The sequence below is a fragment of the Pragia fontium genome, from assembly GCF_900638655.1.
Lineage (GTDB): Bacteria > Pseudomonadota > Gammaproteobacteria > Enterobacterales > Enterobacteriaceae > Pragia > Pragia fontium.
This window is the reverse complement of the sequence record NZ_LR134531.1, coordinates 792,147-815,658: the sequence shown is the minus strand read 5'-3', so window position 1 is coordinate 815,658 and position 23,512 is coordinate 792,147. Positions and strand designations below refer to the sequence as shown.

Annotated in this window: 23 protein-coding genes; 14 read left to right on the top strand and 9 right to left on the bottom strand. The window is 46.4% G+C overall.

Annotated elements, in window-relative coordinates; translation table 11 throughout:
- The first annotated feature begins 241 nt into the window (after positions 1-241).
- Positions 242-496 (top strand): hypothetical protein, encoded by a 255-nt coding sequence (locus EL341_RS03290; RefSeq protein WP_074820230.1) that lies wholly within the window; start codon positions 242-244, stop codon positions 494-496.
- A 610-nt stretch (positions 497-1,106) separates the two neighbouring features.
- Here EL341_RS03290 and prfC read toward each other — a convergent pair.
- Both prfC and EL341_RS03280 read right to left on the bottom strand, forming a co-directional pair.
- Positions 1,107-2,696 carry a peptide chain release factor 3 gene (prfC, locus tag EL341_RS03285; protein ID WP_047780028.1) on the bottom strand — a complete coding sequence of 530 codons (1,590 nt, stop codon included), beginning with the start codon at positions 2,694-2,696 and terminating at the stop codon, positions 1,107-1,109.
- A 156-nt stretch (positions 2,697-2,852) separates the two neighbouring features.
- Positions 2,853-3,353: a DUF2938 domain-containing protein gene (locus tag EL341_RS03280; protein ID WP_074820602.1), complete on the bottom strand. Its 501-nt coding sequence runs from the start codon at positions 3,351-3,353 to the stop codon at positions 2,853-2,855.
- Positions 3,354-3,466: 113 nt separating this feature from the next.
- On the opposite strand from EL341_RS03280, the gene EL341_RS03275 reads away from it, so the two are divergent.
- Together EL341_RS03275 and EL341_RS03270 are read left to right on the top strand one after the other, a co-directional pair.
- Positions 3,467-3,868, top strand: a complete 402-nt coding sequence (locus EL341_RS03275; RefSeq protein ID WP_074820233.1) for a helix-turn-helix domain-containing protein — start codon at positions 3,467-3,469, stop codon at positions 3,866-3,868.
- A 455-nt stretch (positions 3,869-4,323) separates the two neighbouring features.
- Positions 4,324-4,638: a BON domain-containing protein gene (locus EL341_RS03270; protein ID WP_047780026.1), complete on the top strand. Its 315-nt coding sequence runs from the start codon at positions 4,324-4,326 to the stop codon at positions 4,636-4,638.
- Between the two features lie 352 nt (positions 4,639-4,990).
- Here the strand turns inward: EL341_RS03270 and rimI are convergent, their stop codons facing one another.
- Together rimI and EL341_RS03260 are read right to left on the bottom strand one after the other, a co-directional pair.
- Complete coding sequence (gene rimI, locus EL341_RS03265; protein ID WP_047780024.1) at positions 4,991-5,431, bottom strand: ribosomal protein S18-alanine N-acetyltransferase; 441 nt, start codon at positions 5,429-5,431, stop codon at positions 4,991-4,993.
- Positions 5,400-5,831: a DNA polymerase III subunit psi gene (locus EL341_RS03260; protein ID WP_074820235.1), complete on the bottom strand. Its 432-nt coding sequence runs from the start codon at positions 5,829-5,831 to the stop codon at positions 5,400-5,402. The genes rimI and EL341_RS03260 overlap by 32 nt, the downstream gene beginning before the upstream one ends.
- A gap of 158 nt (positions 5,832-5,989) precedes the next feature.
- Here EL341_RS03260 and rsmC point away from each other — a divergent pair, with 158 nt between their 5' ends.
- Both rsmC and EL341_RS03250 read left to right on the top strand, forming a co-directional pair.
- The gene (rsmC, locus tag EL341_RS03255; RefSeq protein ID WP_126467029.1) at positions 5,990-7,045 is read left to right on the top strand and encodes a 16S rRNA (guanine(1207)-N(2))-methyltransferase RsmC; all 1,056 of its coding nucleotides are present in this window, start codon (positions 5,990-5,992) and stop codon (positions 7,043-7,045) included.
- Between the two features lie 139 nt (positions 7,046-7,184).
- On the top strand, positions 7,185-8,180 hold the full coding sequence (locus EL341_RS03250) for a Gfo/Idh/MocA family protein (protein WP_114986236.1): 996 nt from the start codon (positions 7,185-7,187) through the stop codon (positions 8,178-8,180).
- 78 nt (positions 8,181-8,258) lie between these two features.
- On the opposite strand, the gene ridA is transcribed toward EL341_RS03250, so the two are convergent.
- Complete coding sequence (ridA, locus tag EL341_RS03245; RefSeq protein ID WP_047780020.1) at positions 8,259-8,645, bottom strand: 2-iminobutanoate/2-iminopropanoate deaminase; 387 nt, start codon at positions 8,643-8,645, stop codon at positions 8,259-8,261.
- Positions 8,646-8,900: 255 nt separating this feature from the next.
- Between ridA and EL341_RS03240 the strand changes: the two genes are divergently transcribed.
- Positions 8,901-9,371 (top strand): YhcH/YjgK/YiaL family protein, encoded by a 471-nt coding sequence (locus tag EL341_RS03240; protein WP_047780019.1) that lies wholly within the window; start codon positions 8,901-8,903, stop codon positions 9,369-9,371.
- A 68-nt stretch (positions 9,372-9,439) separates the two neighbouring features.
- Here the strand turns inward: EL341_RS03240 and argF are convergent, their stop codons facing one another.
- Positions 9,440-10,447, bottom strand: a complete 1,008-nt coding sequence (gene argF / locus EL341_RS03235; protein ID WP_126467027.1) for an ornithine carbamoyltransferase — start codon at positions 10,445-10,447, stop codon at positions 9,440-9,442.
- A gap of 179 nt (positions 10,448-10,626) precedes the next feature.
- Between argF and rraB the strand changes: the two genes are divergently transcribed.
- The 3 genes from rraB (at position 10,627) to EL341_RS03220 (ending at position 12,497) form a co-directional block, all read left to right on the top strand.
- Positions 10,627-11,061 carry a ribonuclease E inhibitor RraB gene (gene rraB / locus EL341_RS03230; RefSeq protein WP_047780017.1) on the top strand — a complete coding sequence of 145 codons (435 nt, stop codon included), beginning with the start codon at positions 10,627-10,629 and terminating at the stop codon, positions 11,059-11,061.
- Between the two features lie 25 nt (positions 11,062-11,086).
- Positions 11,087-11,935 carry an aldo/keto reductase gene (locus EL341_RS03225; RefSeq protein ID WP_126467025.1) on the top strand — a complete coding sequence of 283 codons (849 nt, stop codon included), beginning with the start codon at positions 11,087-11,089 and terminating at the stop codon, positions 11,933-11,935.
- 82 nt (positions 11,936-12,017) lie between these two features.
- Positions 12,018-12,497 (top strand): phosphatidylglycerophosphatase A family protein, encoded by a 480-nt coding sequence (locus EL341_RS03220; protein WP_074820604.1) that lies wholly within the window; start codon positions 12,018-12,020, stop codon positions 12,495-12,497.
- An 81-nt stretch (positions 12,498-12,578) separates the two neighbouring features.
- Here the strand turns inward: EL341_RS03220 and EL341_RS03215 are convergent, their stop codons facing one another.
- From EL341_RS03215 to pepA, 3 genes are all read right to left on the bottom strand, one after another.
- On the bottom strand, positions 12,579-15,434 hold the full coding sequence (locus EL341_RS03215) for a valine--tRNA ligase (RefSeq protein ID WP_126467023.1): 2,856 nt from the start codon (positions 15,432-15,434) through the stop codon (positions 12,579-12,581).
- 16 nt (positions 15,435-15,450) lie between these two features.
- Complete coding sequence (locus EL341_RS03210) at positions 15,451-15,900, bottom strand: DNA polymerase III subunit chi (protein WP_074820607.1); 450 nt, start codon at positions 15,898-15,900, stop codon at positions 15,451-15,453.
- Between the two features lie 139 nt (positions 15,901-16,039).
- The gene (pepA, locus tag EL341_RS03205; RefSeq protein ID WP_047780014.1) at positions 16,040-17,551 is read right to left on the bottom strand and encodes a leucyl aminopeptidase; all 1,512 of its coding nucleotides are present in this window, start codon (positions 17,549-17,551) and stop codon (positions 16,040-16,042) included.
- 238 nt (positions 17,552-17,789) lie between these two features.
- On the opposite strand from pepA, the gene lptF reads away from it, so the two are divergent.
- The 5 genes from lptF to EL341_RS03180 all read left to right on the top strand — a co-directional run bounded on the left by lptF (position 17,790) and on the right by EL341_RS03180 (position 23,494).
- Positions 17,790-18,884: an LPS export ABC transporter permease LptF gene (gene lptF, locus EL341_RS03200; protein ID WP_047780013.1), complete on the top strand. Its 1,095-nt coding sequence runs from the start codon at positions 17,790-17,792 to the stop codon at positions 18,882-18,884.
- A gap of 2 nt (positions 18,885-18,886) precedes the next feature.
- On the top strand, positions 18,887-19,963 hold the full coding sequence (lptG, locus tag EL341_RS03195) for an LPS export ABC transporter permease LptG (protein ID WP_126467021.1): 1,077 nt from the start codon (positions 18,887-18,889) through the stop codon (positions 19,961-19,963).
- A 227-nt stretch (positions 19,964-20,190) separates the two neighbouring features.
- Positions 20,191-20,463, top strand: a complete 273-nt coding sequence (locus EL341_RS03190; RefSeq protein WP_126467019.1) for a hypothetical protein — start codon at positions 20,191-20,193, stop codon at positions 20,461-20,463.
- Between the two features lie 154 nt (positions 20,464-20,617).
- Entirely contained in the window at positions 20,618-22,135 is a 1,518-nt protein-coding gene (locus EL341_RS03185) for a multicopper oxidase family protein (protein WP_074820252.1), read from the top strand.
- Positions 22,136-22,456: 321 nt separating this feature from the next.
- Positions 22,457-23,494, top strand: coding sequence for a TRAP transporter substrate-binding protein (locus tag EL341_RS03180; RefSeq protein WP_114986232.1), 1,038 nt, complete (start codon positions 22,457-22,459; stop codon positions 23,492-23,494).
- Positions 23,495-23,512: the final 18 nt, after the last annotated feature.

The following is a 23,512-nucleotide window of genomic DNA, read 5'->3' as shown; positions in this document are numbered from 1 at the left end:
GGGCATAATATACTGAACATTTTTAAAATATTATAATTTCAACTCATTTTGATTTGTTAAAATATATGATCAAAACAAAACAAGAATTTATCCACATAAATAAAGAGGCTATGTAAGAAAATCAAAATAACCAATAAAATCATTAATAATCAATTGCATATAAACAGAAAAACCATGAAAAACAACATTTGAAATAATAAAAAACCTTAATTAAAGATTCTCTCGCTCTTAAAAACACAAGATGAAAAATCAAAAAAACACACATCCAGCAAAACAATACACGCAAAAAATAAAAAACAAAAAACAAAAAACCAACCGATTAAAAATAAAACAAAAATATTATTTCACCTATAAACCGATGATTAAATCAACATATTACTATGCAAAACCAGCTGGAACGGGCCAAATAGCGTTATTACCGAATCCCCGTCAGAACGTTTATACCCTTAATCAATTTAATGTTTATCTAACAACGCCAGTTCAAAGCTATGGATAATGAACTACCGCCTTAAACCAACCTAAAGGCCAGATAAAAATAGGCTCTACCAAGTAACTTATGCCTCTCTATCCACCAAGAGTCCTCACCAGCCAAGCTGATTAAGTCATATGACGGATTAGGGTGCTAATGATGTTGGTTACCCCAAGGAACACGAGAAATTGCAGTGTTGCAGTGTTGCAGTGTTGCAGTGTTGCAGCAAAAATTATGGAAGAGAATCGATGAAAAACCGCTCGGTCACACACCAGGAAGCTATTTTATTTTGCCCATAGCGTAAAAAAACGCCTGATGTAAAACATCAGGCGTTTCAGATTGTTGATAAAGTACTAATATACGCAATCGTCGGGAGAGACGGGTGTGGGGGTCGTAGCGGGCTTGCCCGCCGGAGTGCCCGTAACCCGGCTAGGCACGACGCACGCTAAAGCTGAATACTGATGTCCTTCCGGCTGAGCACTTAGGTGATATTCACTCAAGATTTTTACAGCCGGAACAACCATTGATGCTGATTAAAAAGTTTGTCAGCAGCCTCAAACGCCTGATGTAAAACATCAGGCGTTTAATGATTAAATTGCGCTGGTCAGTCAGGAACTAACTCAGAAGATAAAACCCATTAATGTTCCCGGGTTTTACGGAACATAATATCCGGATAGCGCTCTTGCGTTAGATTTAGGTTAACCATGGTTGGTGCGATATAGCTCAGGTTATCACCACCGTCTAATGCTACGTTTAGTTCGTTTTTACGTTTAAACTCTTCCAGCTTTTTCGCATCATCACACTCAATCCAACGAGCGGTAGATACGTTCACGGATTCATAAATCGCTTCAACGTTATATTCAGACTTCAGACGGGCAACCACCACGTCAAACTGCAGCACACCCACCGCTCCAACAATCAGATCGTTATTGGCAATAGGACGGAAAACCTGAACCGCACCTTCTTCCGATAGCTGTACTAAGCCTTTTAATAGCTGCTTCTGCTTTAATGGATCTTTCAGGCGAATACGACGGAATAGCTCTGGGGCAAAGTTAGGAATACCGGTGAACTTCATATCTTCACCCTGAGTGAAGGTATCGCCGATTTGGATAGTACCGTGATTATGTAATCCGATAATATCGCCCGGATAAGCCTCTTCAACATGAGAGCGATCGCCAGCCATAAAGGTTAGCGCATCAGAAATCACCACATCTTTACCAATCCGTACCTGACGCAGTTTCATGCCTTTTTCATAGGTACCCGAAACGACACGCAGAAACGCCACACGGTCTCGGTGTTTAGGATCCATATTGGCCTGAATTTTAAACACAAAACCGCTGAACTTCTCTTCTGAAGCGATAACTTCACGCACATTGGTTTTACGCGGCATAGGTGCCGGAGCCCAGTCAACCAACCCATCCAGCATATGATCGACGCCAAAGTTACCCAAAGCGGTGCCAAAGAATACCGGCGTCAATTCACCAGCAAGGAATGACTCCAGCTCAAACTCCGGCGATGCACCTCTTACCAGCTCCAGTTCTTCACGTAGCTGAGCGGCCAGTTCTTCACCAACGGCCGTATCCAGTTCAGGATTATCCAATCCTTTAACTATACGGACTTCCTGAATCGTATGCCCTTTACCGCTCTGATACAGATAGGTTTCATCTTTATATAAATGATAAACCCCTTTAAACAGCTTACCGCAGCCAATTGGCCAGGTGACCGGTGAACACATGATCTTCAGTTCGTTTTCCACTTCATCCAGCAACTCCATAGGGTCGCGGATATCACGGTCCAGCTTGTTCATAAAGGTTAAAATCGGCGTATCGCGCAAGCGGGTTACTTCCATCAGCTTACGGGTACGATCTTCTACACCTTTGGCCGCATCAATCACCATTAAACAGCAGTCAACCGCGGTTAAAGTCCGGTAGGTATCTTCCGAGAAATCTTCGTGTCCGGGAGTATCCAGCAGGTTAACCAGCGATGATTTATAAGGGAACTGCATCACCGAGGTGGTAATAGAAATACCGCGCTGCTTTTCCATCTCCATCCAGTCAGATTTAGCATGCTGGTTGGAACCACGGCCTTTAACCGTTCCCGCCGTTTGGATTGCCTGTCCAAATAACAATACTTTTTCAGTAATGGTCGTTTTACCCGCATCGGGGTGGGAAATAATAGCAAACGTGCGTCGGCACGCTATTTCCGCGGCTCTTGAAGTTTCTTTCATTTATGTAATCTCAGATATGTACAAACCTGTGTACATAAAACCATGTTCGAATGGGTGCAATGGGGGTGGATTTTACACAGATGAGAATCGAAAGGATACTAAAAACCCGCTAACGGGAATCGTTGCGGGCTTTAAAGCGCCTATTGCATCAAAATATTATCCTAATAGCCATAGCGATACTTTCGCCGCTAGGTAAATGCCTAAACCAAACACCAAATGCGTTATCATGCTACGAATTCGAGCGATATTTGGTGCTGGCGTTTTTGCAGCAGCAATCCCAAAACCAAAGGCCGGCTGCATAACAAAAAAAGGCGCTACTACGCTGACTATGCCAGTAATGAGCGCTGGAATCAGCGTTGGCTGATAGAGCCATTTCGAGCCGACCACAATAGTTAGTAGAGCGGCTAACATGACGCCAATCAAATAGTGAGCGACCCAACCAATAATATGCTCACCTGTAATTCTGCCACTGGTCAGAATCGTCGTATGATAAAATCGACCGCGTGCTATCCAACCAAGCCAACGACCGACCAGCGCATAATCTAATGACGTAATACCCCATAAAACCCGCTGTATTCGCGCCCAAAGATCCATACACAAAGTGGCTCCAACGCCAATAAAAACGATGCGTATTAAGATATCAATAAAGTCATTCATAATATTCAGCATCCAGCAGTACACAGAATAGTCAATCCTGCTGGTTTAATCTGCCCCTCGGCTAATGTAAGGTATCAAACATCCTACTACTTAAAGTTCACTTGAGGTCAAGTATGAAACAGCTGGATATTGCACAAGTGACGAAACAGTGTGGTTTGCCCCCTTCAACTCTGCGTTTTTATGAAGAGAAGGGGCTAATTCAATCCATTGGCCGCAAAGGTTTACGTCGGCAATACCATGAGAATGTACTACAACGACTGGCGCTGATCGCTTTAGGTCAGTCCGCCGGTTTTTCTCTGACGGAGATCGCTGGCATGTTTAATCAACAAGGGGAACCGGCCCTCGATCGAGAAATGCTGGCGGCAAAAGCTAACGAGATAGGTAAAACCATACAGCGCCTTAGTGCAATACGTGATGGATTAAACCATGCGGCAAACTGTCCGGCTCCCAATCATATGCAATGCCCGGCATTTCAAAAGATGCTCAAAGCGGCTGGAACAAAAAGCACACTATAAAAGAAGAGCATTCACCGTCGCCCTCTTTCTTTATCCAAACAGAATTTGTTTATCGCCCATGCTAAAACAGAAAACAGGCAAAATAACGCCATCGGATAAATGCCGATTATGATGAATTAAAGCCCGCTATAACTATAGCGCTTGTCAGTTAAGCTTAATGACAGCGCTCAATAGAAAGGTCAAAAGATAAAACTCACCGATTGCATTTTCTTAACTGACAAGCATGATGAATAAGACCGTCTATATTTTCTTCATCTCTTCCTCAATTAACCTATATCCCCATTGACGATACCCGTCAGCACTAAAAAATTAGCCGTCTAGCTATTTAATCTCTATATTAAGAGAGTGTTTTTAGCGCGATATCACCAATAGATTGGAGATTGGATGAACCAGCGCGACGGTTTTCATTAACCGTTTTCACCAGAGATATTCATCAATCATTAAGGAGTATGGGAATGAAGATTGCGAAGTTAATAACAACCCTATTTGGCGCTATTGTGATGACTATAGCCGTCGCAGGTTGTTCACCAACGGCTAAAACCGAAGGTACCGGCGGTTATATTGATGACTCAGTGTTAACCACCAAAGTTAAAACTGCGCTGTTAGGTGAAAAAAATATTCGTTCAACTCAAATCAGCGTCACTACCTTTAAAGGTAAAGTTCAGCTAAGTGGTTTTGTTCGCTCCGCTGAAGAAGCACAGGCCGCTGTTAATGCAGCAAAAACCGTGGTTGGCGTCCATTCCGTTGAAAACTCACTGCTCGTTAAGTAGTGACTTTGTCATATTTCTCCATAAAAAACGCCGATAGATTTAATATCATCGGCGTTTCAGATTGATAACAAAATTCTAAAATATGAATGGGCTCGTTAACCAAAACGGAAGGAGAGGGTTCTGTTGGGGTCGTAGCTGGCTTGCCAGCCGGAGCGCCCCTAAGAAGCCTAGGCCTGACGCCCGTTGAACTCAAAAACATTCCTCCTCGTCCGTGAAGAAAAGCTAATATTCTGACGTTCTTTTTACGGACGAAATGTTCACTGAATCCGATTCGGAAATATTTGTCTGTGGTATCAAACACCGATGGATTTAATGTCATCGGCGTTTTTTATTATCTATTTACAACTAACCACTACAACGTTAAAGCCATCACAATAGCATCTTCCCTGCCGTTCACTGCTGGATAATACCCTTTCCTCACGGTGACTTCGTTAAAATCAAATGAACGATACAGTTCAATAGCGGCGTGATTTGAAGCCCTGACTTCCAGCCACAGCGTCATCACATTACGCTCCAGCAATTGATCAATTAAAGCCTGCAATAATTCTCGCCCTATCCCTCTACGCTGATAATCAGGGTGTACCGCAATATTAAACAGGGTGGCTTCATCCAATACCACCTGAGTAATAGCAAAAGCGGCAATAGCCTGATCAACACACAATTTGAGGTTAAGGTAACGTTCCCCTTGATTACTCAACAGCGTTTTTTCCGTCCAGGGAAAAGCATGACTAGCCAGTTCAATTTGATAAACCGAGGTTAAATCACTCGGAGTGAGGGAAGAAATAGTATTCATCACGACATATCTGTTGCCATAGGATGCGCTTCGCATCAGGATCATTGGCCAATTCAGCCAAGGAAGGACTGGTCAATAAAGGTAATTCAGCTAACGCGGTTGGTAATGACGGCGGTTCATTCAACCCGATCAGCCACAAAACACAGCGTATATTTTCTGGAATCATCATCGCCTGCTCAGGCATCAGAGCATAAACCTGCTCCGACGTTAGCTGCATGGCGCGTAAAATATCCAACATCAACGGCGATGATAACGCGGGAAGTTGTTCGGACAATAAAACCAGCTTGATGGTGTCAGGTATCACAATAGCCACTTCACCATGAAGCGCCGTTGGACGCCGCAGTTGATACTGCTTGATGCCCATTTGTTCCAGTTGCCAGTCACGTCGTGATGTTGCCATGGTTCTCCGCTGTTACTCTTTACCTTTGCCGCCAGGATGAAATTACACGGTTAAGCCGCGCTATGCTAGCAAACCCATCGAACTTCCGCCAATAAAGCTCTATAATTCTGGCCGAATACTATCTGAGGCAGCGGCTTGTTGCTTCACAGGAGAATAATATGTCCGTTTTATGCCCCGCTAGTGAAGTAATACTACGGCACACTGATGAATTTACTCAACGCCGGGTGCTGTTTGCCGGTGATTTACAAGACAACCTCGCCTGTCAGCTTGAGGCGCAGGATATCCGGGTTCACTGTACCCAATATCACCATTGGCGCCAGCTTAGCCGAACTTTAGGTGACAAAGCGCAGTTTAATCTACTGCCACAACCAGAACTCACCGCTGGCTGTGATACCTTGATTTTTTACTGGCCCAAAAGCAAGCAGGAAGCTCAATTCCAGCTTCAGTCACTGCTCAGCCTCCTCCCCGTCGGCACCGAGCTGTTTATTGTTGGTGAAAACCGCAGTGGAGTTCGTAGCGCAGAAACCTTACTGGCGGAGTTCGGCGCGATTGCTAAAATTGACAGCGCACGCCGTTGTAGCCTCTACCATTTCCGCTCTGAACGTCAGGCTCAGTTCGATCTGACCAAGTGGTGGGATGAATATACGCTGGATGATTTACCGATTAAAACCCTGCCCGGCGTATTCAGCCGTGATGGCCTGGATGTCGGCAGCCAACTGCTGCTTTCAGTCCTGGATAATGTCAAAGGTAAAGTTCTGGATGTTGGCTGTGGTGCCGGTGTGCTATCGATGATACTGGCTAAAAGCGTTGATGGACTGGAGCTGACATTAAGTGACGTCAGCGCTGCGGCTCTTGAATCAAGTAAAGCCACGCTGGCTGCCAATGATTTATCAGGCAAAGTCATCGCCAGCGATGTGTTCTCTGATATTGAAGGCCGCTTTGATTTCATTATTTCCAACCCTCCGTTTCACGATGGATTGCAAACCAACTTGAGTGCCGCTGAATCGCTGATCCGTGGGGCAACCAAACATCTGCAATTGGGCGGTCGCCTGTGCATTGTTGCCAACGCATTCCTGCCTTATCCGGATATTCTGGATGCCACTTTCGGCAGCCATGAAGTGTTGGCTCAAACCGGACGTTTCAAGGTTTACCAATCAGTAATGGCGCGTCCATCCAGCCCAGCGAAAGATAAAAAAGCCAAAGGTAGACGCTAAAAGTCAGCGAGTAAACTAGGTGTTCCCAGACCTGCACTACCATGCAGGTCTGTTACCAATAATGCTATCCAACTGAATCTGCAACAATAGCTGTGCTAGTCTATAAGATATCCTTCTTTTCCTTTCGAGGAACTGTCCTATGATTCGATTCGCCGTTATTGGTACCAACTGGATTACTCAACAGTTTATTGATGCTGCCCATGCCACAGGAAAGCTAAAACTCACCGCCGTATACTCCCGATCATTAAACACCGCTCATGACTTTGGCAAACCCAATCAGGCCGAGCTGTTTTTTGACGATCTACAGGCGCTGGCCAACTGCAATCAAATCGATGCAGTGTACATTGCCAGTCCAAACTCCCTGCACTATTCACAAGCTCTGTTGATGCTACAGCACAACAAGCACGTTATTTGTGAAAAACCGATGACCTCCCATATTCAGGAGATGGAAAGTCTGATTGCCTGCGCCCTGAAACATCAGGTGGTTTTATTTGAGGCATTTAAGACCGCCTATTTGCCCAATTTTTCAATACTAAAACAAACGCTCCCGCAGCTCGGTAAAGTACGTAAGGTCTTTATTGATTATTGCCAGTATTCATCACGCTACCAGCGCTACTTGGACGGAGAAAATCCGAATACCTTCAATCCGGCCTTCTCTAATGGCTCAATTATGGATATTGGTTATTACTGTCTGGCCAGCGCTATTGCGCTATTTGGTGAACCGATGAGTCTGGACGCCAGCGCCACGCTGTTAAAATCCGGCGTAGATGGGCATGGTAGCGTTTGGATGAGCTACAACGGTTTTGATGCGGTATTGTTCCACTCAAAAATCAGTGATTCTTATATTCCCAGCGAAATTCAGGGAGAAGAAGGAACCTTGGTGATAGATAAGATTTCGCAGTGTCGAAACATCATCTTCACCCCACGCGGCGGACAACCGCAGGAGATATCACAGCCACAGCATGAAAATACCATGTACTATGAAGCGGATGTGTTTGCTGAATTAGTGCGTAACCAAGAAATCTATCATGCCGGTCTGACCCTTTCTCGCAGTACATCCCGTTTGTTAACCAACATACGTGCACTGACTGGGGTAAAATTTCCGGCAGATACATCGGTCGCGAATAAATACTAAAGACGATAAGTGCGGGGAACTGACAGTAAGATTCCAAATCTGAACCCTGGAATCTTACTTATAGTAGAAAGAAAACGATTACCGACGAACCGCAATCGCTTCGATTTCTATTTTGACATCTTTCGGTAAGCGAGCAACTTCAACACATGAACGAGCCGGGAATGGCGCTTTATGTTCAGTAAAGAAAGCTTCGTAAGTTGCATTAACCGTACCAAAGTCATTCAAATCTTTAACGAATACCGTGGTTTTCACAATATCTGACACTTTCAGGCCAGCAGCTTCAACAATGGCTTTTACGTTTTCTAAAGATTGACGCGCCTGAGCGGCAACATCATCAGCAACATCACCTGTTTTAGGATCAACCGGAATCTGACCGGAAGTAATAACCATACTGCCCAGATCAACGCCCTGTACGTATGGGCCAATGGCTGCTGGTGCGTTATCTGTATGAATAATATGGGACATGGATTCTCCTGATTTTTACCTGTTATTTTTCAATGTTGTTTTTAAGTATTTCGAATCAATCACGCCGCTTATTATAAGGCGCTTACGCTAAGATGCACCATAAAATGACAAACAACGTCAATCCAATGAGATCCATGCAGCTGTATATCAAGCTAACGTGACCAATGTCGCGATGTACATGATAAAACTCGATGTATTTATTGAACCGCCATTATAGAATATGAAACAGCTTTTCATTTTCATAAAGGAGTCCCTATGATTACCGGAAACATTCACCACCTGGAGTTGGTTCCTTACCTGCCCGCCAAACTAAAAGACGCCATCGAATATATTAAGAAAAATATTCATCCTGACACGCCGTTAGGCAAACATGATATTGATGGCAATAACGTTTTCGTTCTGATTTTCAATGACAGCACTGAAGCGGCTGAAAACCGCCGAGCGGAATATCATCAACGCTATCTGGATATTCAAATCGTTCTGCAAGGCGAAGAAAGCATGGGATTTAGCAACCTACCGGCTGGCAAACCCACCGATAACTGGCTGGCGGATAAAGACATTGCTTTCTTACCCGCTGGAGAAAGTGAACAAGAAAAACAGATCATTTTAAAAGAGGGTGACTTTGTGGTGTTCTATCCCAATGAAGTTCATAAGCCATTATGTGCCGTGGGCAAACCAGCGCTGGTACGCAAAGCCGTCATCAAAATGCTGGTGAGTGCGCTGTAAAACACCCACCTTAACGTCGCCCCACGCTCTTTGTCCATCGTAACGGATAAAGCAATGGGGCCTACTTGTTAAGACTTAGCCAGCGAAGCAACCATCACAGCCTTAATGGTATGCATGCGATTTTCTGCCTGATCGAATACGATGCTGTGCTCTGATTCAAACACCTCATCAGTCACTTCCATGCCACCGTGCAATCCATACTGCTCAGCCATTTGTTTACCCATGGTGGTTTTATCGTCATGAAACGCCGGTAAACAGTGTAAAAACTTCACTTGCGGATTATGGGTCAGTTCAATCATCTGTTGATTCACCTGATAGGCTTTCAGCAACGCAATACGCTCTTGCCACACCTCTTTAGGCTCCCCCATCGACACCCAAACATCGGTATATAAATAGTCAACTTGCTCAACGCCTTGGGCGATATCTTCCGTCAAGGTCAGTTTCGCACCGGTGGTATCAGCAATCTTTTGGCACTCAGCCACCAAAGAAGCTTCCGGCCAGCAGGCTTTAGGGGCCACTAAACGTAAATCTATACCCATCAGGGCGGCACCTTCCAATAACGAGTTGCCCATATTGTTACGGGCATCCCCCAAATAGGCCAGCTTCATATCCGACAGTGCCTTATTCGGTAAATGTTCCTGCATGGTTAATAAATCAGCCAAAATCTGGGTTGGGTGAAACTCATTGGTCAGCCCATTCCATACCGGCACCCCGGAATATTGTGCCAATGTCTCGACAATTTGCTGACCAAAACCACGGTATTGAATGGCATCGTACATGCGCCCCAACACTCTGGCGCTATCTTTAATCGATTCTTTATGCCCGATCTGACTGCCGCTCGGGCCAAGATAAGTTACTCTCGCTCCCTGATCGAAAGCCGCTACCTCAAACGCACAGCGCGTACGGGTCGAATCCTTTTCAAAAATCAGTGCAATATTCTTACCAACTAGCTTTTGCTTCTCAGCTCCATTTTTCTTATCTTTTTTTAATTTGGATGATAGTGAAAGTAATGCACAGATCTCATTTGGACTAAAATCAAGTAACCGCAGCAAATGACGCTGATAAAATTGGGACATAACGCAGTCTCCCTAAACTCGAGTGGTGTTTGATAAACAAATTTGAATTAAAAATCAATTTATATGAATTAATATTCACAATCAACCCAACAGTGAAGAAAACTTTGCCTTTCCTGTGGAGCTACCGGTTGCACTGTGTGAGAATAACGCTAACTAACTATCATAGGTGAGAAAATATTATGTCTAATGACGAACTGAATGCCTTGTTGGAAGAGCAACGCGAAGAAACTCGACTGATTATTGAAGAGCTGCTGGAAGACGGGAGCGATCCTGATGCGTTGTATGCAATTGAGCATCACTTTTCAGCAGAAGATTTCTCAGCGCTGGAAAAAGCAGCAATAGAAGCGTTCAGAATGGGTTATGAAGTCACCGACCCGGAAGAGCTGGAAGTCGAAGACAGTTTAATCGTTCTGTGTTGTGATGTAATCAGTGAGGTTTCACTGAATGCGGAGATCATCGATAAGCAGGTCGAGCAGCTGATTAAGCTGGCAGACCGCTTCGACATTAACTACGACGGTTGGGGTACCTACTATGAAGACCCTAACGGCAGCGATGATGATGAAGACGATGATGAACATCCGATTGATGAAGAAGATAACGGAACTCGCCATTAGTTTTTATTAACGGGAGGTTGATTGCATGGCCAGACAACATATGCGTTATATCGCTTTACCCAGCGGGGATGACACCCCAGTTTTCGGGCAAGGCACCTGGTTTATGGGGGAGCGCAGCTCCGATATTCAACGCGAAATACAAACTCTACAGCACGGTATCGATCGCGGCCTGACGCTAATTGATACCGCCGAAATGTATGCTGACGGAGGAGCGGAAAAAGTGGTTGGTGCGGCCATTAAAGGTCGCCGCGATGACGTGTTTCTGGTCAGTAAAGTGCTTCCCGGTAATGCCAGTGCCACCGGCACTATCGCCGCCTGTGAAGCCAGTTTAAAACGTCTGGGCACTGACTATATCGACCTCTATTTGCTGCACTGGCGCGGTCATATTCCTTTGGAAGAAACCGCCAATGCCATGGAAGACTTAGTGGAGCAGGGGAAAATTGGTCAATGGGGCGTTAGCAACTTTGATGTTGATGACCTGAATGAGTTAATGACCGTGGCAGAAAATGAGCAGGTTGCCGTTAATCAGGTTCTGTACAACCTGTCGCGCCGCGGCATTGAATATGACCTGCTACCGTGGTGCCGCAGCAACAGTATGCCAATCATGGCCTACTCCCCCATAGAACAGGCCCGTTTGCTGGAACATCCGGCATTAACGGAAGTGGCAAAGCGTCATCAAGCTACCGCTGCCCAAATTGCACTGGCTTGGGTACTGCGCGACCATAACATCATTACCATTCCCAAAGCCTCAACCATTGAACATATGGTTGAGAACATTGGTAGCTTAAGCATTGAGCTGCAACATGAAGACTATGTGACGCTCGATACCGCTTTTCCACCACCAAGCCGAAAAAAACCGCTGGAAATGCTCTGAGTTATTCCCCGGTTAACTAAAACAGATGCGGCCCAAATCAAACGGGCCGCCACCAATCAATAAAACTGCTGAATTGCCTATAATGATTAAACCCGAACTACATCGTCTGTCACTCACTAACCCGCTGCATTGGATTGCCACGGGCTTCGGCTCAGGCCTTTCACCCAAGGCTCCGGGTACTGTCGGTTCACTGGCGGCAATCCCGTTGTTTTACCTGCTACAGCTACTCTCGATGCCAGCCTATCTGGCGTTTCTGGTTTTCGCTTTCGTGATTGGCGTTTGGGCCTGTCAGGTCGCCGGTAATGCTATCGGCGTTGAAGATCATGGCGCTCTGGTCTGGGACGAGTTTGTCGGTATGTGGATCGCCTGTATCGCCCTGCCTCAAGGTTTATGGTGGATGGTCGCCGCTTTTGTTGCCTTCCGCTTCTTCGATATCCTTAAGCCCGGCCCTATCGGTTGGCTGGATAAACACTGCTCCGGCGGTTTTGGCGTGATGATGGATGATGTGGCTGCGGGACTAGCCGCACTGGGCGTAGTTCAATTGGCTTATTGGGTTATTTAGTTTTATTAACCCAAGCACTTAATCGATTAGAAATAAGAAGGCCGCCTAACGGCGGCCTTCTCAACTTAAGTAAAACCAAAACTACAATGCAGCAATCGTCGCTTTCTGCTCTAACAGCTTCGCTTTATCTTCGGCATAGCTAGTTAGTCTTTCACGCTCTTTTGCCACTACCGCTTCCGGTGCTCGAGAAACAAAGCCTTCGTTCGCCAGTTTGCTCTCGATACGCGCAATTTCATCTTCAATACGCGCCACTTCTTTCGATAAGCGTTCCAGCTCGGCGGCTTTATCCACCAGACCGGCCATCGGGATTAATAGCTCAGAACCTTCAACCAGTTTGGTTACTGAAACCGGGCCTTTATCACCAGCAGGTAAAATAGTGATTGAAGATAAACGCGCCAACGTTTTAATGAAGGTTTCGTTTTCCTCTACACGGCGCAGTGCTGCCGGAGTAGCATCACGCAGCAAGACTTCCAACTGCTTGCTCGGTGCGATATTCATTTCAGCACGAATATTACGTACCGCAACAATCGCCTGCTTAATCCATTCCAGATCTGCTAGTGCAGCTTCATCCGCCAACGCAGCCTCATATTCCGGCATCGGTTGCAGCATAATGGTATCGGCAGTAATGTTCTTCAGCAGTTTAATCCGCTGCCAAATGGTTTCGGTAATAAATGGAATAATCGGATGAGCCAAACGCAACAGTGATTCCAGAACGTGCACCAGCGTATGACGGGTACCACGCAGTTCCGTTTCTGAACCTGAATTCATCACAGGCTTAGCCAGCTCCAGATACCAGTCACAGAACTGGTTCCAGGTGAATTCATACAGAATGTTCGCCGCCATATCGAAACGATAACCGTCCAGCGCTTCGCGATAGGCTTTTACTGTCTGGTTAAACTCCGCCAGAATCCAACGATCCGCCAGTGAAAGAACCATTTCACCGCCGTTCTGACCACAATCCTGATCTTCGGTATTCATCAGTACAAAGCGGCTGGCGTTCCACAGCTTGTTACAGAAGTTACGATAACCTTCAAGACGCTTCATATCCCAGTTGATATCGCGACCGGTGGAAGCCAGCGCCGTCAGGGTGAAACGCAATGCATCGGTACCGTGAGCTTCAATACCCCCCGGGAATTGCTTCTCGGTACGCTTACGAATCTTCTCAGCCAGCTGCGGCTGCATCATATTACCGGTACGTTTTTCCAGCAGGCCATCCAAAGAAATACCATCGATCATATCCAGCGGATCGATAACATTACCCTTAGATTTAGACATCTTCTGGCCTTCGTCATCGCGAATCAGACCGGTCACATACACATTCTTAAACGGCACTTGCGGTTTGCCATCTTCATCTTTAATAAAGTGCATGGTCAACATGATCATGCGGGCAATCCAGAAGAAGATAATATCGAAGCCACTCACCAATACGTTGGTCGGATGGAAAGTACGCAGTTCTTCGGTATTTTCCGGCCAGCCTAAAGTGGAGAACGTCCACAGGCCAGAGGAGAACCAAGTATCCAATACGTCTTCATCCTGAGTCAGCACCACATCTGCCGGGATATTGTTCTCTTTACGCACTTCTTCTTCATTACGGGCAACGTAAACATTACCTTCAGCGTCATACCAAGCTGGAATACGGTGTCCCCACCATAGCTGACGGGAAATACACCAATCCTGAATATCACGCATCCAGGAGAAGTACATATTCTCATACTGTTTAGGAACGAACTGAATATCGCCGTTCTCAACCGCTTCAATAGCCACTTTAGCCAGCGGTGCAGTACGCACATACCACTGATCGGTCAACATCGGTTCAATCACCACACCACCGCGATCGCCGTAAGGCACCGTTAAATCGTGAGGTTTAATTTCTTCCAGCAAACCCTGAGCATCGAAAGCAGCAACCACTGCCTTACGAGCAGCAAAACGCTCGAGACCGCGCAGATCAGCGGGTAATTCATCCGCGTAGTCTTCACTTGGCTTACCGTTGGTATCAAAAATTTCTGCGCTCTGGCGGATATCACCGTCAAAGGTCAAAATATTGATCATTGGTAAGCTATGGCGGCGACCAACTTCATAGTCATTAAAGTCATGAGCTGGAGTGATTTTTACGCAACCAGTGCCTTTTTCCATATCGGCATGTTCATCGCCAACAATCGGAATACGGCGATTCACCAGCGGTAACACCACATATTTGCCAATCAGATCTTTATAGCGTGGATCTTCCGGGTTAACCGCAACACCGGTATCGCCCAGCACCGTTTCCGGACGCGTGGTGGCGACTACCAGATAGTCTTTACCTTCGGCAGTCTTAACGCCGTCCGCTAACGGATAACACAGATGCCACATCGACCCTTTGGTTTCACGGTTTTCCACTTCCAGATCGGAAATAGCGGTACGTAATTTTGGATCCCAGTTAACCAAACGCTTACCACGGTAAATCAGGTTTTCTTTATGCAGACGAACGAAAACCTCTTTTACCGCATTGGATAAACTTTCATCCATGGTAAAACGTTCGCGATCCCAATCTACAGAAGCGCCAAGGCGACGCATCTGACGGGTAATGGTGCCGCCGGACTCCGCTTTCCACTGCCAAATTTTGTCAATAAAGGCTTCGCGACCATAGTCATGGCGAGTTTTATTCTCTTCCGCCGCAATTTTTCGCTCAACCACCATTTGAGTGGCGATTCCCGCATGGTCGGTACCTGCTTGCCACAGGGTATTTTTACCCTGCATACGCTGATAACGAATCATCGCATCCATAATGGTTTGTTGGAATGCGTGGCCCATATGCAGGCTACCGGTCACATTAGGAGGAGGAATAACGATACAATAGCTCTCTTTGCTGGTATCGCCATGCGGCTTAAAGTAGCCGCTCTCTTCCCAATGCTGATAAAGGGACTGTTCAATCTCTTGCGGGTTGTATGTTTTTTCCATGGTCTTTTTATATCATTCAAATGGTTGGCGGCGTTGCCGTAGACAGATTAAAACCGACGCTGCGGTAAATTTTATAGCGTTCACGCGCCAGCTGCTTCAGCGTATCTTCGTGTGGCACAAAGTCTATCACTTCATAGAAAGCAGTGGCAAAATCCGGAAACTGAACCTGTAGATTAATCAACAGATCCCTCGGTGCATTACTGCGCTTACCGGGCCAGCAGAGTTCAACCGGAGCGCCATACTTCGGCCCTTCTCCGGCCAAATTATGGGGAACAAACTGTTCGGTATCCCGTTGCCATAAAGCTTCATCCAACTGCTCCGCCTGCTGCTGAGTATCGCAGGCAATCAACACCCGTTTACCCGCACGCCAACGTTCAGCGGCAACGGTACAGGCCAGAGCCTCACAGAAAGACAGCCCGTCGGACGTGTTATTGTGGTCAAGCAGATAAAATGTCGCGTTCTTCATCATAACCGTCGGATAGCGTTTCGATTTAATGGCTAGGGGCACGCAATGCGTGCCCCTGACTCATCACATAAAGTGACGTTATCATAGCATGTTGCCCGAGCGGCAGAAATAAGGATGATACCTTATCACGCTCAGGCGATTACTCTTCGTAGCTTTGACCCGCACGATTAAGCAGGAACTGAGTCAGTAGCGCCACTGGACGACCGGTCGCGCCTTTAGCTTTACCTGAACGCCATGCGGTACCGGCGATATCCAGATGCGCCCAGCTGTATTTACGGGTAAACCGTGACAGGAAGCAGCCAGCAGTAATGGCACCAGCTGGACGACCACCAATGTTAGCCATATCGGCAAAATTCGATTCTAGCTGTTCTTGGTACTCGTCACCCAGCGGTAAACGCCATGCCCGATCGCCAGCCTGCTCAGATGCCCCCACCAGCTCAGTCGCCAGCGGATTATGATTCGACATCAAGCCGGTGATTTGATGACCCAAGGCAATAATACAGGCTCCGGTCAGGGTGGCGACATCGATAACCACGTCGGGCTCAAAACGTTCGACATAGGTTAATACGTCACACAGCACCAGACGCCCTTCCGCATCGGTATTCAGCACTTCTACCGTTTGGCCTGACATGGTGGTTAATACATCTCCCGGGCGATAAGCCCGACCACCCGGCATATTTTCACAGCCGGCCATCACACCAATAATGTTTAACGGCAGTTTCAGTTCCGCTGCGGCGCGCATCACACCATAAACCGAAGCGGCGCCACACATATCGTATTTCATCTCATCCATGCCTTCAGCTGGCTTGATAGAGATACCACCAGAATCAAAGGTTAACCCTTTGCCCACTAAGACAATCGGTTTGGCATCCGCAACCGGATTACCTTTATACTCGATCACCGACATCAGCGATTCATTCTGAGAACCTTGCCCTACGGCAAGATAAGCATTCATTCCCAGCTCTTTCATCTGCTGTTCACCGATCACTCGGGTAACAATATTTTCACTGAAAGCATCCGCCAGTTGACGTGCCTGAGAAGACAAATACGCGGCATTACAGATATTTGGCGGCATGTTACCCAAGTCTTTCGCCGCTTTAATACCGGCAGAAATGGCCAAACCGTGCTGAATGGCACGCTCACCGCAGGTTAACTCACGGCGGGTTGGCACGCTCAGCACCATTTTGCGCAATGGGCGACGGGGCTCAACTTTATTGCTCTTTAACTGATCAAACGTATAAAGCGCTTCTTTAGTGGTTTCAACTGCCTGACGCACATTCCAATAGGTATTACGCCCTTTAACGTGCAGCTCCGTCAGAAAACAGACCGCTTCCATGGAACCGGTATCGTTCAACGTATTGATGGTTTTCTGCACCACTTGCTTATATTGGCGCTCATCAAGCTCACGCTCTTTACCACAGCCAATAAGTAAAATTCTTTCTGACAGTATGTTTGGTACATGGTGTAACAACAAAGTTTGACCAACTTTACCCTCTAGTTCGCCGCGACGCAGAAGCGCACTAATATAGCCATCGCTGATCTTATCCAGCTGTTCAGCAATGGGTGACAGACGACGAGGTTCAAAAACACCGACGACGATACAGGCGCTACGTTGTTTTTCCGGGCTACCACTTTTTACACTGAACTCCATGCACTCTCCTGAATCTTAAAGAGACAAGGTAGGCAAATTATGGATAAAATAGAGCATTCCATAACGCCCCTTGCGATTTTTATTAGCGCAACACAAATAGTGTTAATATTTCTACTCATTAATACTATTATTAGCAAATATTGGCTGCCATTATGGTAGATGTTAGTAAAAATGGCGAATTAACGATGAAAGTATCGGCTTTCCTGTAAAAAAACAAGTTTTCACAGGCGTAATTAACTTGATAATCATTAGATATCTGATCCGCGAGACCTTCAAAAGTCAAATCGCAATCCTGTTTATCCTGCTACTGATCTTTTTCTGTCAGAAGCTGGTTCGCATTTTGTCGATGGCCGTTGAGGGAGACATCCCGACAAATTTAGTGTTCTCTTTGCTTGGTCTCGGTATTCCCGAGATGGCCCAGTTAATACTACCCCTTAGCCTGTTTTTAGCCATTTTGATGACCTTTAGCAAGCTGTATGCAGAAAGCGAAATCACCGTCATGTATGCCTGTGGGTTGAGTAAAAATGTGCTGCTGATTTCAGCGCTAATGCTCTCCCTGTTTACCGGTATTGTGGCTGGCGTGAACTCAATCTGGTTGGGGCCAATATCTGCCGCTAACCAAGAGAAAATTCTGGCTGAAGCTAAAGCTAATCCAAGCCTTGGTGCACTGGTCGAAGGCCAGTTCCAGCCGTCTAAAGACGGTAATGCCGTGCTATTTGTAGGTAACGTCGAAGGCAATAAGTTTACCAACGTATTTTTGGCTCAGTTGCGTACCTCCGGCAATCAACGCCCTTCTGTGGTCGTCGCAGATAAAGGGCATATCGTTGAAGATCCTAACGGTGCCCAGCGTATCTTTTTGGATACCGGTACCCGCTACGAAGGTACCGCCATGCTACGGGATTTCCGCGTTACTGATTTTAACCAGTATCAGGCGGTTATCGGCCATCAGGAAGCGGCTCTCGACGATACCGATGTCGATCAGGCCAGCTTTACTTCCTTAATGACAACCGACAGCCATCAGGCTAAAGCCGAGCTGAACTGGCGCCTGACGCTGATTATTTCTGTTCCGTTAATGGCTTTTTTGGTGGTGCCGCTAAGCGAAGTGAATCCGCGTCAAGGACGCGTAGTCAGTATGCTGCCAGCGATGCTGCTATACCTGATCTATTTCTTACTGCAAAGTTCGATTAGATCAAACGCCAGCAGAGGAAAAATTGATCCTATGATGTGGGTATGGGTAGTGAATCTCTCCTATCTGGCGATTGGCATTCTATTAAACCTGTGGGATAGCATTCCGTCACGCCGTATACGCGCGCGGCTGAGAGGAGCGGCTTAATTATGTTTAGCGTATTAGACCGTTATATTGGCCGTACTATTTTCAATACCATTATGAGCACCCTGTTCTTACTGGTTAGCCTGTCCGGGATTATTAAATTTGTCGAACAGCTGAGAAAAACCGGTCGCGGGGATTACGACGCTTTGGGAGCCGGTTTATATACCTTACTCAGCGTGCCCAAAGACATTGAAACCTTCTTTCCCATGGCCGCCTTGCTGGGTGCCCTGCTTGGTTTAGGTGCACTGGCGACTCGCAGCGAGTTAGTGGTCATGGAAGCTTCCGGCTTTACTCGTATGCAGGTGGCTTCCGCGGTGATGAAAACCGCCATTCCACTGGTGCTGCTGACTATGGCCATTGGTGAATGGGTCGCACCAGCCGGTGAACAGGCCGCTCGTAATATGCGGGCGCAAATGATGTATGGCAGTTCTCTGTTATCCACTCGCGATGGCATATGGGCGAAAGACAATAACGAATTCATTTATATTCAGAGCGTGGTTAAAGAAGACGAGCTGTCCGGCGTCAGCATTTATCAATTTGATAAACAACGTAGGTTACTGACCGTGCGCTATGCGGGTTCCGCTATCTACGATAAAGACAATAAGACCTGGATACTCTCTCAGGTCGATCAGTCCGACCTGACCCAGCCCAACAAAATTGTTGGTAGCCAAACTCTGAATGAAGAGTGGAAAACCAGCTTAAGCCCGGACAAACTCGGCGTTGTTGCCATGAACCCGGAATCCCTTTCGGCCTCGGGTCTGTATGAATATAGTCGTTACCTGAAACAGAGTGGTCAGGAAGCCAACCGCTATTGGCTGATTTTCTGGAATAAGATTTTCTCCCCTATCTCTGTTGCCGTGATGATGCTAATGGCCCTGTCGTTTATTTTTGGCCCGTTACGCAGCGTTCCGATGGGAATCCGAGTGGTTACTGGCATCAGTTTTGGCTTTATCTTTTATGTGCTCGACCAAATATTTGGGCCACTCAGCTTGGTTTATAACGTACCGCCAATGATTGGTGCACTCTTGCCAAGCCTGCTGTTCCTGATGATTAGTCTATTCCTGCTTAAGCAGAAGCGTTAAACATTGGCATTCGGTATATGGCAGCCTTCAGGGCTGCCATAATTTTAATAATCTGCAGATTATTAAAGAATGTTAAACTCGATTGAAACTTAGTTATTCCACAGTTAACATGCCTGAATAACCGACTCACGAAGTAAGGACAGTTTCACACAATCATCATGAATTTACGTTTGCTGCAAAGACTACTTCTGATACTGGCGGTGCTGATTAGCGCGCCCGGTTTCGCGATGTCAGCAAATCATGATGCATGTTCAGCGCCGGTTTCAGTTTCCGCAGCATCAGAAGAACATCATTCAGTAACCCAACAGCCAGACACCGCCGCTGAGCACTGTATGAGTACTTCTCACTGCGTATGTATGCTGTGTTTTTCCGTTATTCCCTCAATCACCCTATCGGTGGCCAAGTCCGTTGGTCATGAATCCTATAACACCCTGTTTAACCGTTGGCTGTCACTGTCACCTCAGCCCGAACCCCATCCTCCCAGAAATCATCTAGTCTAAAATCAATTTAGCAGCAGTGAAAAATGACTGAGCTGGAGCACAACCAAAATTTGGCTGTGCCAATAATAGCTCGATGATTTCAGCACCGTAATGCTCAGCAGAGAGCGTTATGCATATCCGCTTTATAACGCGGATATGATGAGAGGATTAAATAATGAACCGTAGAATTTTCTTAACAAAACTGGCCGCCGCCGTTGGTACCCTTGCCGCTACCCGAGTCATCGCCCAAACCCACAATATGGGGGGCAATATGGCTGGTCACGACATGGGTAATATGAATATGTCAGGCCATAATATGGGTAATATGAAGATGGGCGAAATGCACGGTGGTGGCCTGCTTCCTGAGTCGGCTCTGCCTCAGAACCTGCCACTGCCCGATCTAAAGAAACTGATTAACACCAGCAGTCAGTCTAATTATTTTAGCGCGACCCTGACGGCAAAACCGGTCAAATTACAGCTTACGCCGGAACTCAATACTGAATTCTGGGCCTATAACGATCAAATTCCCGGCCCGGCGATTGAAGTATTTGAAGGGGACACCGTTGAAATTACCCTCAAGAATGAGCTCCCTCAGGCAACAACCATACACTGGCACGGTTTGCCGGTTCCTCCCGATCAGGACGGTAATCCACAGGATGAAATCGCCCCTGGCGCATCCCACACTTATAAGTTCACCTTACCTGAAGGCTGTGCTGGGACATATTGGTACCATCCTCACGGTCATAACACCGTGGCAGAACAGGCATTTCGTGGGCTGGCCGGCGTATTTATCGTCAAACCTAAACAGGATCCGCTGGCGCACATTCCGGTGCAAAACTGGTTGATGTCCGATCTAAAACTATCAAGCGATGGTCAAATTGCAGATAACTCAATGATGGACTGGATGAACGGCCGCGAAGGCCAATTTGTGCTGATTAACGGTGCATCCAAACCACAAATTACCCTGAACCAAGCCACTCGGGCACGTATCTGGAATGCCTGCTCCGGCCGTTATCTGGATTTAGCCCTGAATGATGCCGATATCTACGTCATCGGTACCGACGGCGGCCTGCTGCTGAAGCCACATCAGGTGAAGTCACTGCTACTGAGCCCGGGAGAGCGTGCAGAAATTCTTATCGTTCCACGTAAATCGACCCAACAAAACCTGAAGGCTCTGGCCTACAATCGAGGCAAAATGGGCAACGTACCGGAAGAGGTAACCCGTGATCTGGCCTCTATTGTGATGACTCAGGATAGCCTGCCTACCCTGCCAGAACAGTTGAGAGCATTACCGCTCCTCGGTCAACCAACCGCAGTGAAGAAGTTGGAATATACCGAGACCATGGAAATGGGTAAAGGTATGAATTTCCTGATTAATGGTAAAAAGCATGATATGAATCGGATCGATCTCACCAGTAAATTAGGTGAAGTAGAAGAATGGGAAATCTTTAATAACTCCCATATGGATCACAACTTCCACATCCATGGAACGCAATTTACCATCATCAACCATCAGCTCAATGGACAAGTTCACCAACCGGAATACATCGGCCATAAAGATACCATTAACCTCAAACCTTATGAGCGGGTGCGTATCAAAATAGCTCAACACCATAAAGGACTACGCATGTACCATTGCCATATTCTGGAACATGAAACGCTAGGCATGATGGGACAGTTAAATGTGATTTAACCGACATCAGTTTGGTTAAATTAAAGAGCCCCCGAAGGATAATCCTCGGGGGTTTTCTTTCAGCTGTTATTGAAATCTTCCTCCGGCCGTTTTCTCGATTCACCTCACAGTTCAGTCAAAAAACAATCAATTTTCCGAATAACAGTTGAATTATTGACTGTCTCCTTATATGTTTCTGTAACGGTTCACTAAAACGTTACAGAAGAATTTTTATCACCACAAAAATATTAAAGAATCAGCACCACTCTCTCTGACCCTACAAACCTTTAGAGAGAAATAAAACTTATAAATCAATAAAATAAAGACTAAAGGTAAATTATCATGAACCATAAAATTCATCGCTCTTTACCCCAAATCATAACCTGTACCTGCTTGGGGTTAACCCTGTCTGCTGGCGTCGCTGTTACCCATATTGCCCATGCTGCGCCGACCCTTTCTTTACGCGTCTATTCCTCATTACCGGCGGATGAAAACTCAGCCCACTATGTCTGGTACCAGCGTTTTCAAAACAATATTGATGCTAACGACAAACTCAAGGGCAAAATCAAACTCAACTATTTTCCTAATGGAATGCTCGGTAAAGAGGCGGATGCCACTCAACAAGTACGCATTGGTGCCATTAATATGATGATTTCTGGCACCTCAATTTGGGCCACACTGGTACCGGAAGTCGGTGTGTTGGATTTAGGCTATCTGTTTAAAGACTATGACCATGTTGGCCGAGCGTTGGACGGAAAACCAGGGAAAACCCTGTCCGATATGATGATGGATAAAGCCAACGTTATGGTTCTCGGTTATGGCTACAGCTTGGGTGCTCGCAACGTTTATACCAAAAAAGAAGTCAATACTCCGAACGACCTGAAAAATCTAAAAATTAGAGTGTTACCGGTACCAAATTTCATCGCGACCCTAAATCATATGGGAGCCGTAGCGATTCCTATGCCCGGTGGTGAGGTTTACTCCGGCCTGCAAATGGGCGTCATTGATGGTGTAGAACACGATGCCGCCACGGTATTTGCCAGCAAATATTATGAAATTGCCAAAAATGCCACTCTGACCCAGCACATCTACAACCCGGTGATGATTGCCATGAATAAATCCTCTTTTGAAAGGATCCCGACCGAGCTACGCGCCGATGTTCTGGCTGCCGCGGCAGAAGCCACGGATTACGAGAGAAAGCAGTCACAGTCTATGGAGCAGAAAGCCATTAAGGAACTCGAGTCCAAGGGCGTGGTGTTTAAGGCTACCGACCGAGATTACTTCCGCCAACAGGTTCAATCGGTCTGGAAGGACTATATGGCTAAATATCCGGATACTAAGGCCATCGTTGATGATATTACCGCTGCCGAAAATAAGTAATTAACCAAACACCGTCAT